Annotated in this window: 17 protein-coding genes; 12 read left to right on the top strand and 5 right to left on the bottom strand. The window is 70.8% G+C overall.

Annotated features, from left to right (window positions below):
- Positions 1-278: 278 nt before the first annotated feature.
- Positions 279-875, bottom strand: coding sequence for a hypothetical protein (locus C503_RS0134405; RefSeq protein WP_156893715.1), 597 nt, complete (start codon positions 873-875; stop codon positions 279-281).
- A gap of 47 nt (positions 876-922) precedes the next feature.
- On the bottom strand, positions 923-2,311 hold the full coding sequence (locus tag C503_RS0134400) for an FAD-binding oxidoreductase (RefSeq protein WP_018686764.1): 1,389 nt from the start codon (positions 2,309-2,311) through the stop codon (positions 923-925).
- 48 nt (positions 2,312-2,359) lie between these two features.
- On the opposite strand from C503_RS0134400, the gene C503_RS41970 reads away from it, so the two are divergent.
- From C503_RS41970 to C503_RS0134380, 4 genes are all read left to right on the top strand, one after another.
- Complete coding sequence (locus tag C503_RS41970; protein WP_245572656.1) at positions 2,360-3,349, top strand: alpha/beta hydrolase fold domain-containing protein; 990 nt, start codon at positions 2,360-2,362, stop codon at positions 3,347-3,349.
- An 89-nt stretch (positions 3,350-3,438) separates the two neighbouring features.
- Entirely contained in the window at positions 3,439-3,957 is a 519-nt protein-coding gene (locus tag C503_RS0134390; RefSeq protein WP_018686762.1) for a MarR family winged helix-turn-helix transcriptional regulator, read from the top strand.
- A complete protein-coding gene (locus tag C503_RS0134385; protein ID WP_018686761.1) occupies positions 3,954-6,500 on the top strand; it encodes an MFS transporter in 2,547 nt (848 codons plus the stop codon). Before C503_RS0134390 ends, C503_RS0134385 begins: the two co-directional genes overlap by 4 nt.
- Before the next feature lie 157 nt (positions 6,501-6,657).
- Positions 6,658-7,299, top strand: coding sequence for a DedA family protein (locus C503_RS0134380; RefSeq protein ID WP_018686760.1), 642 nt, complete (start codon positions 6,658-6,660; stop codon positions 7,297-7,299).
- Here C503_RS0134380 and C503_RS0134375 read toward each other — a convergent pair.
- Together C503_RS0134375 and C503_RS0134370 are read right to left on the bottom strand one after the other, a co-directional pair.
- Positions 7,289-7,699, bottom strand: a complete 411-nt coding sequence (locus C503_RS0134375; RefSeq protein ID WP_018686759.1) for a VOC family protein — start codon at positions 7,697-7,699, stop codon at positions 7,289-7,291. The genes C503_RS0134380 and C503_RS0134375 overlap by 11 nt on opposite strands.
- Positions 7,700-7,779: 80 nt before the next feature.
- Positions 7,780-8,394, bottom strand: coding sequence for a nucleoside/nucleotide kinase family protein (locus C503_RS0134370; RefSeq protein WP_018686758.1), 615 nt, complete (start codon positions 8,392-8,394; stop codon positions 7,780-7,782).
- Between the two features lie 76 nt (positions 8,395-8,470).
- Here C503_RS0134370 and C503_RS0134365 point away from each other — a divergent pair, with 76 nt between their 5' ends.
- The 8 genes from C503_RS0134365 (at position 8,471) to C503_RS0134330 (ending at position 14,090) form a co-directional block, all read left to right on the top strand.
- Positions 8,471-9,457 (top strand): LacI family DNA-binding transcriptional regulator, encoded by a 987-nt coding sequence (locus C503_RS0134365; protein ID WP_018686757.1) that lies wholly within the window; start codon positions 8,471-8,473, stop codon positions 9,455-9,457.
- Between the two features lie 125 nt (positions 9,458-9,582).
- The gene (locus C503_RS47080; protein ID WP_018686756.1) at positions 9,583-9,759 is read left to right on the top strand and encodes a hypothetical protein; all 177 of its coding nucleotides are present in this window, start codon (positions 9,583-9,585) and stop codon (positions 9,757-9,759) included.
- Between the two features lie 89 nt (positions 9,760-9,848).
- Positions 9,849-10,679, top strand: a complete 831-nt coding sequence (locus tag C503_RS0134355; protein ID WP_018686755.1) for an LURP-one-related family protein — start codon at positions 9,849-9,851, stop codon at positions 10,677-10,679.
- A 10-nt stretch (positions 10,680-10,689) separates the two neighbouring features.
- Complete coding sequence (pyrE, locus tag C503_RS0134350) at positions 10,690-11,283, top strand: orotate phosphoribosyltransferase (protein WP_026316995.1); 594 nt, start codon at positions 10,690-10,692, stop codon at positions 11,281-11,283.
- A gap of 76 nt (positions 11,284-11,359) precedes the next feature.
- Positions 11,360-11,740: a DUF2784 domain-containing protein gene (locus C503_RS0134345; RefSeq protein ID WP_018686753.1), complete on the top strand. Its 381-nt coding sequence runs from the start codon at positions 11,360-11,362 to the stop codon at positions 11,738-11,740.
- On the top strand, positions 11,695-12,375 hold the full coding sequence (locus C503_RS0134340) for a TrmH family RNA methyltransferase (protein ID WP_051115014.1): 681 nt from the start codon (positions 11,695-11,697) through the stop codon (positions 12,373-12,375). Before C503_RS0134345 ends, C503_RS0134340 begins: the two co-directional genes overlap by 46 nt.
- A 6-nt stretch (positions 12,376-12,381) precedes the next feature.
- Entirely contained in the window at positions 12,382-13,362 is a 981-nt protein-coding gene (locus C503_RS0134335; RefSeq protein ID WP_018686751.1) for a glycoside hydrolase family 76 protein, read from the top strand.
- A complete protein-coding gene (locus C503_RS0134330; RefSeq protein ID WP_018686750.1) occupies positions 13,359-14,090 on the top strand; it encodes an SDR family oxidoreductase in 732 nt (243 codons plus the stop codon). The genes C503_RS0134335 and C503_RS0134330 overlap by 4 nt, the downstream gene beginning before the upstream one ends.
- Here the strand turns inward: C503_RS0134330 and C503_RS0134325 are convergent.
- A complete protein-coding gene (locus C503_RS0134325) occupies positions 14,087-14,866 on the bottom strand; it encodes an SDR family NAD(P)-dependent oxidoreductase (protein WP_018686749.1) in 780 nt (259 codons plus the stop codon). The genes C503_RS0134330 and C503_RS0134325 overlap by 4 nt on opposite strands.
- Positions 14,867-14,892: the final 26 nt, after the last annotated feature.

Here is a 14,892-nt window from a genome sequence, read left to right as displayed (position 1 = left end):
ACAAGAACCTCGAAGCCATGCTGGTCCTGATCGTGCTGATCTCGGTCATCCCGATCATCATCGAGATGCTCAAGGCCCGCGCCGAGCGCAGGCGCGAGACCAACCGCTGAGCGGTTAGGCGCTGTCCGGTAAGTCTGGTGCGCGGGATTCGTGATCCGCGTGGTCTCTGGGCGTGCGGGCGGGAAGCCGCACGTACCGGGTTGTACTTGGGCTTTCCGCCCGTGCGGCCAGAGGCCGCGCGGGCGCGGATAGCGCGTGCCGGACTTGCAGGACAGCGCCTACGCCGCCGCCCAGATCTGGTGCGCGGCGGTGACCGCGGCCGCCTGGTAGGGCGGCAGCAGCCGACCCTCCACCATCACCTCGACCGGCCACTTCTCCTGCCGGTGCACCCACAGCCGGGAACTGATCGCGCTGCGCGCACGCAGCTCGTCCACCCCTGGCGGCACCTGCACCAGGTACACCCAGGTGGCCGGGTTCGCCGCTTCCGGCAGCGGCTCCCGCCAGGCCCGCCGCACCCGCCTGCCGCCGACCAGGGCGGCCTCGGCGGTGATCGCCCGATCGGCGCCAGCCGGGTCCGGGGCGTCAGCCGGGGCGGTCGGGCTGAACCGGTAGGCCAGCGTGGGCGGGCTGTCCACCACGGTCACCTCGGCCAGCTCCGGATCGTGCGGGTCGTCGAGCAGGACCCGGATCAGCGCAGCCTCCTCCGCGGTGATCGGCACGCCCTCGTACTGCAGGTTGAGCAGCAGGGCGGCGATGGCCATCTCGTCCTCGCCCGCGAAGCAGTGCGCCTGCACGGCGCCGAGCACGTCGTCGGGGAGCCTGCCGGACAGGCGCAGGCAGATCTCGGTTGCGGTGGCGTATTGCTGCTGGTCCATGGTCTCGACCCGTCGGCATCGTGTGGTGATCTTCTCCGCTTCCCGCCTCACTGTAGAGCGAACATCGATCCGGGATTGAACAACCCGGCGGGGTCAAGGGCGGCCTTGAGCGCGCGATGCGTACGCAGTCCGATCGGACCGATCTCGCGGACCAACCACTCGCGTCTGACCTTGCCGATGCCGTGCTCCCCGGTCACCGTGCCGCCAAGGCCGAGGCCGATCTCCAGGATCTGGTCGAACGCGCGCCGGGCCAGCACCAGGTCATCGGGCGAGGTCGGGTCGTAGACGATGGTCGGGTGCATATTGCCGTCGCCCGCGTGGCCGACCACGGCGACCCGCAACCCCACCTCCTCGCTCACCCGCGCGCAGCCCTCGATCAGCTCGGCGATCCGGGTGCGCGGCACGCACACGTCGTCGGTCATCCAGGCGCCGTAGACCTCCAGCGCGGGCAGCACGGCCCGCCGCGCGGTCAGGAACATCTGCCCCTCGGCCAGGTCATACGTGGTGTACGCCAGCTCGGCACCGCAGTCCCGGCAGGCCTGCCCGATCGCGGCCAGCTCGCGCCGGGCCGCCTCGCCGCCCGCGTCGGACTGGCAGATCAGCAGCGCCGCGCAGCCCCGGCCCGCGCCGAGCTCGGTCTTCAGGTGGGTCTCCACGGCCGCGATCGACACCGCGTCCATGATCTCCATCAGGGACGGCACGATCCCCTCGCGGATCACCCGGCTGACCGCCGCGCCCGCGGCGGCGGTGGAGCCGAACGCGGCGACCAGCGTGCCGGGGGCCTGCGGCAGCGGGCGCAGCGCCAGGGTGGCCCGGGTGATCACGCCCAGGGTGCCCTCGCTGCCGACGAACAGCCTGGTCAGGTCGTAGCCCGCGACGCCCTTCACGGTGCGCCTGCCGGTGCGCAGCAGCTCCCCGTCGGCCAGCACGACCTCCAGGCCGAGCACCGAGTCGGTGGTGACCCCGTACTTCACGCAGCACAGGCCGCCCGCGTTGGTGGCCAGGTTGCCGCCGATCGTGCACCAGTCGTAGCTGGACGGGTCCGGCGGGTAAAACAGGCAGTGCTTGGCGACCGCGTCCCGTAGGTCCAGGTTGACCACGCCGGGTTCGACGACCGCCAGCCGGTTGTCGGGATCGATCTCCAGGATGGCGTTCATCCTGGTCAGGACCATCACCACGCAGCCGTCCACGGCGTTGGCGGCGCCCGAGAGGCCACTGCCCGCGCCGCGCGGCACGATCGGGGTGCCGTGCCGGGCGCAGGCCCGCACGATCTCCTGCACCTGTTCGGTGGTGCGCGGCAGCACGACGGCCAGCGGCTCGCCGTGCGGGGCCAGCGGCATCATGTCGCGCCGGTAGCCCGCGGTGACATCGGGATCGGTGACCACCCCGTCCGCGCCGAGGATGGTCCGCAGCTGGTCGAGCAACGACGCGCCCACAGCTGTCACCGTAGGCGATGCGCTGATCTCTGACCTACAGTTGGTGTGGTGGGCGTCACTACCGACGTCCGGTCGGGGGTTGCCATGGCCGAGCTGCCGGGACCCAGCGTGCGGGCTAGGGCGCTGGCACGGTTCCTGCTCGCTGGCGTGCGCCCGCTGGCCGACCGGCTCTCGTTGCGCGGCGGGCAGCTGCGCGCGTTGCGCGAGGCGTACGAGGCAGTCAGCGTCGCTCCGCTGCCGCGCGGCACCCGCGTGCGCGCGGTCTCGGCCGTGCACGGCTACGGCGACGTCACCGGCCTGTGGCTGACCGCGCGCGAGGCCGACGAACGCGCGGGCGTGCTGCTCTACCTGCATGGCGGCGGTTTCGTGCTCGGCTCGCTGCGCACCCACCGGCACCTCGCGGGCGCGCTGTCGCAGGCGTCCGGACTGCCCGTGCTGCTCCTGGACTACCGCCGCGCCCCCGAGCACCCATACCCGGCGGCGGCCGACGACGCGCTGGCCGCGTTCCATTGGCTGCTCGACCAGGGCTACACCGCCCAGCAGGTGGTCATGGCGGGCGACTCGGCGGGTGGCCACCTGGTCGCGGGCCTACTGGCCGAGCTGACCCGGCGTCGTGCGGCGATGCCCGGCGCGGCCGTGCTGTTCTCCCCGTTCCTGGACCTGACCTGTGCGGATCTCGACGCCCGGGACGCCGCCCGGCGCGACCCGTACATCCCGCCCGCGCGCGCCCGTGAGGTCGCCGCGCTCTACGCGGGCGAGCTGGGCGTCGACCACCCGCGGCTGGACGTGTTCCGCGGTACCAAGCGGCGCTGGCCGCCGACGCTGATCCAGGTGGGCGGCGCGGAGTGCCTCTTAGCCGACGCGGAGCGCCTGGCGGCCGCGCTGACCGCCGCCGGGGCGCACTGCGACCTGCGCGTCTGGCCCGGCCAGGTGCACGTGTTCCCGGCGTTCGCCGCGATCCTGCCGGAGGGCAGGCTGGCGATCCGGCAGGCAGGCGAGTTCGTGCGGGCCTGCCGCGCGCGCGAACTGGCCGCCTGACGCCGCGCGCGCCGCGCTTGCGATCACCACCCGGGAAGAACATGCTTGGGCAACGCAACCAGTTGTGATGCACAACCAAGGAGAGACGCATGGCGGACACCGTCCCCGGCACGCGCGCCTCCGCCCCGGTCCTGGGCGACCTTTCGCCTGACTGCACCGCGGACGACCTGGCCACCGCCGACGACCTTGGCCTGCAGCTGGTACGCCTGGTCCGGCTCACCCACCACGCCAAACAGCAGTTCACCGGCCAGGACCCGGTGGAGCGCGCCAACTACGCGCTGCTCGCCGCGCTCACACACACCGGCCCGCTGCGCGCCAACGCGCTCGCCGAGGCCATCCACGCCGACCCGTCCACGGTCAGCCGCCAGGTCAGCCACCTGGTCGGGCTCGGCTGGCTGGAGCGGCGCGCCGACCCGACCGACGGCCGGGCCTGCGTACTGGCCCCGACCGCGGAGGGCCACCGGGTGTTCGCCGCCGCTCGCGCGCACCGCACCCGGCTGGTCCTCACCCTGCTGCGGGACTGGCCGGAGACCGACCGCCGCACCCTCGTCCACCTGCTGACCCGGTTCAACGCCGAACTAGAGAGCTACCAAGGGGAACCCGAATGACCGCCGTCACCGCCGAGGACACCGCGGCGAAGCACGCCGTCCAGGAGCCGAAGCCCGCGCTGACCCACCGGCAGATCGTGGTGATCCTGTCCGGCCTGATGCTCGGCATGTTCCTGGCCGCGCTGGACCAGACCATCGTCGGCACCTCGATCCGGACCATCGCCGACGACCTCGACGGGCTCAGCCTGCAGGCCTGGGCGACCACCGCCTACCTGATCACGTCCACCGTCTCCACCCCGCTGTACGGGAAGCTGTCGGACATCTACGGCCGCAAGCCGTTCTTCCTGACCGCCATCACGCTGTTCGTGCTCGGCTCGCTGGCCTGCACGTTCTCCCAGTCGATGTACCAACTGGCCGCGTTCCGGGCATTCCAGGGGCTGGGCGCGGGCGGTCTGATGTCGCTCGCCCTGACGATCATCGCGGACATCGTGCCGCCCCGGGAGCGGGCCAAGTACCAGGGCTACTTCCTGGCCGTGTTCGGTACCTCCAGCGTGCTCGGCCCGGTCATCGGCGGGTTCTTCGCCGGTCAGGCGGAGATCCTGCACATCACCGGCTGGCGCTGGGTGTTCCTGGTGAACGTGCCGATCGGGATCGTGGCGCTGATCGTGGTCATGCGGGTGCTGAACGTCCCGCACGAGCGGCACGACCACCGGGTGGACTACTTCGGCGCGATCTTCCTGTCGGTCACCGTGGTGCCGCTGCTGATCGTGGCCGAGCAGGGCCGGGACTGGGGTTGGACCTCGCAGCGGGCGCTGGTCTGCTACGGCATCGGCTTCGTCGGGCTGATCGGCTTCCTGCTGGTGGAGAAGGCGATGAAGGACGAGGCGCTGATCCCGCTGCGGCTGTTCCGCACCTCGACGTTCTCCATGACGATCATCGCGGGCACCATCCTGGGTGTCGGCATGTTCGGCGGGATCACCATGGTGCCGCAGTACCTGCAGATCGTGCGCGGCTTCACGCCGACCGAGGCGGGCCTGATGATGGTGCCGCTGATGCTCGGCATCATGATCGCCTCGATCACCTCGGGCCAGATCACCTCGCGCACCGGGCATTACAAGGTGTTCCCGATCATCGGCTCGGCCCTGCTGGTCACCGGGCTGGCGCTGTTCCACCTGGTCGATGTGGAAACGCCGATCTGGCAGCCGATCCTGTACATGGTCGTGTTCGGCCTCGGCCTCGGCAACTGCATGCAGACGCTGACCGTGGCCGCGCAGAACGCGGTCCCGTTCCGGGACATGGGCGTGGCCACCGCGTCCATCACGTTCTTCCGCCAGCTCGGCGGCACGCTCGGTGTCGCGGTGTTCCTGTCGCTGCTGTTCAGCACGGTCACCGACAACATCTCCACCGCGTTCCACAACGCCATGCGCACCCCGGAGTTCCAGGCCGCGCTGTCCGACCCGGCGGTGCGGTCCAACCCGGTGAACCGCCCGGTGTTCGCCGCCCTCCAGAGCGGCGGCGGTGGCGGCGGCGTGCTGCAGGACTCGTCCTTCCTGCAGCAGATCGACCCGCGCCTGGCCCGCCCGTTCCAGGAGGGCTTCGTCGAGTCGATCCAGCTGGTGTTCCTGGTCGGCGCGGGCGTGATGGTGCTGGCGTTCCTGGTCTCCCTGTTCATCAAGGAGATCCCGCTGCGCACCGCCAGCGCCCCCGCCGCGATCATGGAGGGCGGCGAGGCCCTGCTGCCGGACGAGGCCAAGGAGAGCATGGACGGCCTCGACCACTCCGAACCCGCGCCAACCAACGGCTTCCACCCGGACGACGCGGCCACCCTCCGCGGCGAGCTGGTCGGCCTGCGCGGCCAGGTCCGCCACCCGGACGGCACGATCGTCGCGGGCGCCGCCCTCACCCTGATCGACGCCGACGGCAAACAGGTCAGCCGCGTCGGCTCGGACGGCGCGGGAGAGTACCTGCTGGACGCTCCCATGCCGGGCGCCTACGTGCTGCTGGCCTCTGCCCCGGAGCACCAGCCCCGCGCCACCGCCGTGAAGGTCCGACCCGGACAGTCCACAATGGATGTCGTACTCCTCGGCGCCACGGTCCTGCACGGCTTCGTCATGACCGCCGACGGCCACGCCCCCATCGGCTCCGCCCAGGTCACCCTGACCGACCCCCGCGGCGAGGTCATCGAGTCCCAGCCGACAGCCGCCGACGGCAGCTACCGCTTCACCGCCGTCCGCTCCGGCCCGAGCACCCTCGTCATCCGCGCCGACGACTACCAGCCCACCGCCATCCCGGTCACCATCCCGGACAGCGGCCCACACCGCCAGGACGCGGAACTGCTGGGCGCCGCCACCCTCACCGGCATCGCCCGAACCGCGGCGGGCACGATCGTCCCCGACGCCCGCATCACGGTCCTGGACGCCGTCGGCGAGGTCATCACGGTCACCACGACCGACGCCAACGGCACCTACTCCATCGACGACATCACCGAAGGCCAGTACACCGTCATCGCCAGCGGCTACTCACCCGCCGCCCACCAGGTCACCCTCACCCGAGGCCAATCCGGCACCCACGACATAACCCTCGGCTACGACGAATGGAAATAGCCCTGACCCTGGCCACTCGGCGGGCGACACCGGCCGATGTCGATCACCGAGCACATCCGCACGGCCGCGCACAATGGGCGTTGACTCGTGGTCAAGCCCAGGTGAATAGGGCGTGGTTCACCTGCACGCCGCGTGCCCGTGCACGTACCCTACGGCCGTGAACACCGCTCTTGGCGTGCTCGAATCCGCAGGCCCACTGCTGGTGTGGGTGATCGTGCTCGGTTTCGTGTTCGCCGAGTGCGCGTTCATCGTCGGGTTGTTCCTGCCCGGCGACTCGCTGCTGTTCGCCGCCGGGGTGGTGTTGGCGCAGCACGGGCACGAGCATCAAGCGTGGTGGTTGTCGGCGACGGCGACGGTGGTGGCGGTCGCGGGCAACCAACTGGGTTACGTCATCGGTGCCAAGACCGGGCACGCGATCATCACCCGGGTGGGTGGTCGGGTGCTGAACCAGCGGAACCTGGACCGCTCGCGGGACTTCCTCGACCGGCGGGGGTTCTTCGCGATCGTGGTGGCCAGGTGGATCCCGTGGATCCGCACGCTGGCGCCGTTGATCGCGGGGGCGGCGAAGATGGACGCGCGCCGGTTCCTGGTGGCGACGTTCGTCGGCGGGCTGGCGTGGGTGCCGACGCTGGTGCTGGTGGGGTACTACGCGGCCGGGCTGCTGGAGCAGCTGCCGTGGTTGCAGACCGTGGCGGTGATCGGGAGTATCGCGTTCTTCGTGCTCGGCACCGCGTACGGGATCTGGCGCTACCGGCAGGAGATGCGCAAGCCGGTCGACAGCGTCTCGGTCACCGACTGATCGGCGGAGCCCACAGCACGAGCTGGATGCCGTCCGGGTCGCGCAGTGCGACGACGGCGGTGCCAGGGGCGGAGATCTCCTCGGTGATCGGCGAGAAGGTGACGCCGTGTTCGGTGAGCCGGTCGGTCCAGGTGCGCAGTTCGACCTCGTCGGCCACCGAGAAGGTGAGGTGGTCCAGCCCCGGTCTGCACTCGTCGAAGGCGGTGTGCGCGCCGCCGGGGTGCTGGACCAGGGTGAGGGTGATGCCGAAGCCGCGCAGGAACACCTTGCGCAGGCCGTGCTCGCCCTCGTCGGACCGCCCGGCCGTGGTGAAGCCAAGGACGCGCTCGTACCAGGGGACGCTGCGGTCGACATCGGTGACGGTGAGGGCGACGTGGTGAACGCCGGTGAGCGTGGGCATCGGCTTTCCATCCTTCCTTGACCCGTTCGGGGGCGGACCGTTCGCCATAGTGCCCCAGTCAGGTGACACCTCGGTGAGGCTCAGTCGATCTCCGCGAACACCAGGTCCGCGTCCGCCGCGGTGGCGGCGATGAGCCGGGCGTTGCGCTCGTCCGACCCGTCGGTGCGGGCGCGTGCCTCGTCCGCGCTCCGGCCGTAGTGCATGTGCCGTGCTAGCAGCCGGTTTCGCCGGATCTCCGGCGCCGGGTCGAGGAACCAGACCTCGTCCAGCAGGGTTCGGATACCCGGCCACAGCAGCAGGTAATTGCCCTCGGTGATCACGAGGGGAACGTCACACCCGACCGGGACCGCGCAGCCAATCGGCTCCTCGATCGCGCGGCGGAACTCCGGCGCATAGACGATCTTGTCGGTGTTGGCGCGCAGTCTGGTCAGCAGGTGCCGGTAGCCGTCGTCGTCGAAGGTGTCCGGGGCGCCCTTGCGGTCGGCGCGGCCGAGCCGGTCCAGTTCGCGCTGGGCCAAGTGGAAGCCGTCCATGCCGACCAGGGCGGCGTGCTCGCCGAGGGCGGCGGCGAGCCGTTCGGCGAGGGTGGACTTGCCCGCGCCGGGGGCGCCGCAGATACCGAGGAGGTGTCGCTTACCGGGGATGGCCAGCGCCGTCGCGCGCGCCACGAGGTCGGCGAAGGTCTCCCGGCGCATCGTTCCCGCCTCCCGGTGGGTAGGGTTCCCGCAAGCGTTTGCCAGAGCGAGTGGAGCAGAGCACGCAGTGGCCACTATGGAGGACGTCGCCCGGTTGGCCGGGGTGTCGATCAGCACCGTCTCACACGTGGTCAACGAGACCAGACCGGTGGCCGCGGCGACCCGCGACCGGGTCCAGGCGGCGATCGAGGCGACCGGGTACACCGGCAACGCGATCGCCCGCTCGCTGGTCACCGGCGGCACCATGTCCATCGGCGTGGCGATGTCGTTACTGGCGAACCCGCACCTGGCCCAACTGATCCACGCCATCGAGGCGGAGGCCAGCGCTGCAGGCTACACGGTGTTGCTGGGCGACACGCTGGACACCGAGGACGGCGAACGCTCGGCCGTGCACAAGCTGCGCGCCCGCCGGGTGGACGGCGTGCTGCTCACCCCCGCCCCGGGCGACACGTCCACTTTGGAGGAACTGGCCCGCACCGGAGTGCCCGCGGTACTGGTGGACCGGGTCTCGCACAAGATCAAGCTGGACCAGGTCGGCCCGGAGAACATCCAGTCCACCTCGGCCCTGGTCTCCCACCTGGCAGGCGCCGGCCATCGCCGCATCGCCTTCATCAGCGGCGTCGAGTGGATGAGCGCCAGCGAGGAACGCACCCTCGGCTACCGCCTCGGCCTGGGCCGCTCCGGCCTCCGCTGGGACTCCAACCTGGTCGCGGGCGGCGGCGCCACCCACGAGGACGGCGTCCTGGCCATGCGCCGACTACTCCGCGTCCCGGACCGCCCCACCGCCGTCATCACCGGCAACGGCGCGATGACCGCGGGCGCCTACCGCGAGGCCCGCGCGCACGGCCTGGAGATCGGCCGCGACCTGTCCATCGCGGGCCACGACGAGGTCGACTGGGCGGACCTGGTCAGCCCCGGCATCACCACCATGGCCCACCCGGTCGACGAGATCGGCCGCTCAGCCGTGCGACTGCTGATGTCCCGCCTCAAGAATCCGGACCGCGCACCGGAAACCGTCCTGCTGGCCCCCGAACTCGTTCACCGGGGTTCCTGCGGCTGCTGAAGAGGAGGTCTCTCCCGCGCCAGTAGCCCATCCCGGACGAGCTGTGACCCGGACACGTGTGACGACACACGATCGTGGGTATCTCGGGCGCGACCCGGACCTACACAGCGCAAGGAGTGGTCTCCATGTCCGACGACCTCGGTATGACCGGCGACCTGGACGTAGCCGTCTCGACGGAACAACGACGCAGGGCCACGCGGGTAGTGGCGGCAACAGCCGCAGACGCTGAGGAATGCGCCGAACTGCTGGCGATGCTCGGCTTGACGCCGCAGGTGGGCCAAATCCACAAGCGAGCCGCGTAACACCACGGACCACATTCGGACAACCCGGACACTCGGCGCACGCCTCCAACCAGCCGCAAAAGACAACCCACTCGGGCTAGGCTCCCCGCATGACAAACCCCCAGCCCGGGTGGTATCCCGAGAACCCCGGCTCCCCCCTCCTGCGTTGGTGGGACGGCACCCAGTGGACCAACCACACCCAGCAGGCGGGCCAGGCCCAGGGCCAGCCCCCGCGCAGTGACGGCAGTGGCTGGGAGATCCCGCTCGGCGGCGCGCCCGACCCGAACAAGATCCGCGACCAGCAGCGCCGCGCCGGGGTCGGCCAGACCGGCCAGGGTGGCGGCACCCTGTTCAGCGAGCCCGTGCTGGTGGTGAACCAGAAGGTCAAGCTGATCGAGATGTCGAACGAGTACTCGGTCTTCGACCAGAACGGCCGCCAGATCGGCTCGGTCGCCGAGGTCGGCCAGAGCGCGCTGAAGAAGGCCGTGCGCTTCCTGAGCAGCTACGACCAGTTCCTGACGCACCGGCTGGAGGTGCGTGACCTCAACCACCAGACCGTGCTGCGCCTGACCCGCCCGGCGAAGGTGTTCAAGTCGCGCATGGTGGTCGAGCGGGGCGATGGGTCGCCGCTTGGCGAGATCGTGCAGCAGAACGTGTTCGGCAAGATCCGGTTCTCGTTCGTGGTGAACGGCCAGGACATCGGTGGCATCCAGGCGGAGAACTGGCGGGCCTGGAACTTCGCCATCCTGGACCACACCGGGGCCGAGGTCGCGCGGATCACCAAGACCTTCGAGGGCATCGCCAAGACCCTGTTCACCACCGCGGACAACTACGTGCTGCAGATCCACCGGCAGCTGGCCGACCCGCTGTTGAGCATGGTGGTGGCCTCGGCACTGACCGTGGACACCGCGCTCAAGCAGGACAGCCGGGGCTTCGGCTGAGCGGGCGGGCATGAGAGGCTTGCACCCCGTGCGAACCGCTCCTTCTGTCGATTCCTCCGCCAAGGGCGAACTGGCCCGCCTGGTGAGCGAACTTGCCATCGTGCACGGCAAGGTCACGCTCGCGTCCGGCAAGGAGGCCGACCACTACGTCGACCTCCGCCGGGCCACACTGCATCACTCCGCGGCCCCGCTCATCGGGCGGCTGCTGCGGCAGCTCACCGCCGACTGGGACTACGTCGCCGCGGGTGGTCTCACCCTGGGCGCGGACCCGGTCGCGGTGGCGATGATGCACGCCGCGGCCGCGGCCGGTGAGGTGCTGGACGCCTTCGTGGTGCGCAAGGCCACCAAGGAGCACGGTATGCAGCGGCGGGTCGAGGGGATCGAGGTCGCCGGGCAGCGGGTGCTGGCGGTGGAGGACACCTCGACGACCGGTGGCAGCGTGCTGACCGCCGTCGACGCGCTGGCGGAGGCGGGCGCGACCGTCATCGGCGTGGTCACCGTCGTCGACCGGGACACCGGCGCGCGGGAGGCGATCGAGGCCCGCGGCCTGCCCTACCGCTACCTGCTCGGACGCGCCGATATCGGTCTACCCCTAGGGGATTGACCAGGGTTAATACCGGTGGCCCTCCCCGCACGGCGGGGTACCTTGGAGGTACCCGCCGAGTTGGGGAGGTGGTCCGGTGTTCGCTCTGCTCGCGGGCGCGACGGTGGTCGTGCATTTCGCGGCGCTGCTGTACATCGGCCTGGGGGGCTTCCTGGCGTGGAAGTGGCCCCGGTCGATCCTGTTGCACGTGTTCTTCGCCGCCTGGGGCGTGATCGTCAACGTCACCCCGGTGTCGTGCCCGCTGACGGCGCTGGAGAACTACTTCCGGGCCCACCAAGGGCTCGGCCCGCTCCCGGGCGGGTTCAACCAGTACTACATCTACGGCTCGATCGTTCCCGAGGGCTACCTCAAGGTGGTGGCTGTCGGCGCGGTCATGCTGTTGGTCTTCTCCTATGTGGGTGTGTACATCCTGTGGCGGAATCGGAAAAGCCCGAGGTTGATGGTCCCGGTGAAGTAGGGCCGACCGAGTGGGTGTTCGGCGACCCGGTCGGGGTCGGGCCGTGGCCGGGCGAGTGGCCTGCCGACGAGCACTACGACCCCGACCTGCTCGCGGCGGGCGACCGCCGCAATGTCGTCGACGCCTACCGGTACTGGCGGCGGGACGCGGTGGTCGCCGATCTGGACCGGCGCAGGCACGGGTTCCACGTGGCGATCGAGAACTTCCAGCACGACCACAACATCGGAACCGTGGTCCGCACCGCCAACGCGTTCGCCGCCCGCGCGGTGCACATCGTGGGCCGCAAGCGGTGGAACCGACGTGGTGCCATGGTCACCGACCGGTACCAGCACGTCGACCACCACCCGACCGTCGAGTCCCTTGTGGACTTCGCACGGTCGGACGGGCTGGTCGTGGTGGGGGTGGACAACACGCCGGGCGCGGTGCCGGTGGAGACGGTGGTGCTGCCGCCGCGGTGCGTGCTGTTGTTCGGGCAGGAGGGGCCGGGGTTGACCGAGGAGGCCCGCAAGGAGGCCGACCTGCTGGTGTCGATCGCCCAGTTCGGCTCGACCCGGTCGATCAACGCCGGGGTGGCGGCCGGGATCGTCATGCACGCCTGGATCCGCGCGCACGCCGATCTGGACCAGGCCTGGTGAACGGCCGTGACCTGGGTTGAGCGGGCGGCCGAGGTCGAGCGCTCGGTGCGGTCGCGGTATGTGCGGCGGTTGTGGGGTGTGCCGGGGACTTTGCTGGGACGTCCGGGCGGGGTGTCGTGGAACTACTGGTGGCAGGCGCACCTGCTGGATTGCCTGGTCGACGCCCAGTCGCGCGCGCCGGAAGCCGAGCGGGCGCGGGCTATCAAGGCATTGGTGCGGGGGATCCACGCGCGCAACCTCGGGGCCTGGACCAACTCGTACTACGACGACATCGCCTGGCTCGGGTTGGCGTTGCTGCGCTCCGGCGTGCCCGCGGAACGGGCGTTGACCGCGATCACCCGTCGGCTGCGGTCCGGCTGGAGTGATCACGCGGGCGGCGGGATCTGGTGGCGGCGGGGCGACACGTACAAGAACGTGCCCGCCAACGGCCCGGCCGCGATCCTGCTCGCGCGGCGCGGGGAGACCGGGCCCGCTCGCTCGATGCTCGAATGGATGGACCGGCTGCTGGTCGATCCGGCGACGAACCTGTTGTGGGACGGGCTTTACGTGCGTGCCGACGGTTCGGTGGAGCGGGTCGTGGAGACCTTCTACACCTACTGCCAGGGCGTCTTCCTTGGTGCCTGCGTCGAACTGTCCAAACCGGACTTGGCGGCGCGGACCGTGCGGGCGGTGCGGGCGCACCTGGCGGTCGACGGGGTGTTACCCGGCTGCGACGGTGGTGATGGCGGATTGTTCGCCGGGATCCTGGCCCGCTACCTGGCTCTGTCCGCGGTGCGTATGCCCGCGGCCGCGGGAGACCTGGCCGGCTCACTGGTACTCACCTCCGCCGAGGCCGCCTGGCATGCTCGACGGCCAGGACCGACGCTCGGCACGGACTGGTCGACGCCGGATGATCATCGGTTCGACAACGAGATGTCGGTGCAATTGTCCGGCTGGATGTTGATCGAGGCGGCCAGTCGCCTGGAACGTGCCACTATGGCCGTATGACCGTTCTCGTTGTCACCGGCGGTGCCCGCGGCATCGGGGCCGCCGTCTGCCGTCGCGCCGCCCGGGACGGGTACGACGTGGTCGTCAACTACGCGCGGGACGCCGCGGCCGCCCGCTCGGTGGTGGCCGATGTCGAGTCCCTCGGTCGGCGGGCGATCGCGGTCCAGGCCGACGTGGCCGACGAGGACCAGGTGGCGTCACTGTTCGCCCAGGCCGACGAGCTGGGACCGCTGGGTGCGCTGGTCGCCAACGCGGGCACGTCGGGCGGTGTGTTGGCTCGGCTGGACGAGCAGTCAGCCGCCACCGTGCGGCGGGTGCTGGACGTCAACGTCACCGGTGTGTTCCTTTGTCTGCGGGAAGCAGTCCGCCGCCTGCGGCACACCGGCGGTGCCATCGTGACCATCTCCAGCACCGCCGCCCATCGCGGTTCCCCCGGCGAATGGGCGCACTACGCCGCCAGCAAGGCCGCGGTGGAGACGATGACCTACGGGCTGGCGCAGGAGGTCGCCGCGGAGGGCATCCGGGTCAACACCGTCGCCCCCGGGCTGATCAAGACCGACCTGCACGCCGCCGCGGGCGCGCCGGACCGCCCGGACCGGCTGGCCGCTCGCATCCCGGTGGGGCGAGCGGGGGAGCCGGAAGAGGTGGCCGAGGGCGTCGTCTGGCTGCTGAGCCCGGCAGCGTCGTTCGTGACCGGCGCTGTTCTCCCTGTCTCCGGCGGTTTCTAACCGCGGTCGCGACCCGCCGATGCCTGCTTCGTCAGGAAGCGCAAGGCGGCGCGGGGGAGAAGTTTGGTCACGCCGAGCAGTGCCTTGTAGGGCAGACCCGGGACCGAGCGGTCGCGGTGGTGACGCAGGTCGGCGAGGGCGTCGGCGGCTACCCGGTCGGCCTGCAGCCATAAGAACTCGGGGAGCGGCGACATGTCGTCGCCCGCGCGCTCGTGGAACTCGGTGCGGGTGAAGCCGGGGCAGAGGGCGACGACGCGGACGCCGGTGCCGTGCAGGTTCGCGGCCAGGCCCTCGGACAGCGCGGTGACGTAGGCCTTGGTGGCGGCGTAGGAGGGGCCGGTGGCCGGGAAGTAGCCTGCCACGCTGGAGACGTTGATCACTCCGCCGTGCCCGCGGGCGATCATGCCGGGCAGCGCCGCTCTGGTCAGCCGCATGACCGTGGTGACGTTGACGTCCAGCTGGTTCTGCAGCCAGTCCGGGTCAGCCTCGGCGAAGGCGCCCCGGGTGCCGAACCCGGCGTTGTTGACCAACAGGTCCACCGGGCGCTCCGGATCGGCCAGCCGGGCCTCGACGCGCTTGCGGGCGCGGGTGGTCGACAGGTCGGCGGTGAGCGTCTGCACCGCGACGCTGTGCGCCTCGGCCAGCTCGGCGGCGCACTGCTTGAGCCGCTCGGTGGTGCGGGCGACCAGGACCAGGTCGTAGCCGTCGGTGGCCAGCCGCCGGGCGAAGGCCGCGCCGATACCCGCGGTGGCCCCGGTGATGAGCGCTGTTGGCATGCGGCCAACCTACTAAGTGGTATTCC

This window comes from Actinokineospora enzanensis DSM 44649 (assembly GCF_000374445.1).
GTDB lineage: Bacteria > Actinomycetota > Actinomycetes > Mycobacteriales > Pseudonocardiaceae > Actinokineospora > Actinokineospora enzanensis.
Note: the sequence above shows the minus strand (reverse complement) of the source record. Positions and strands in the feature narration are given on the sequence as shown.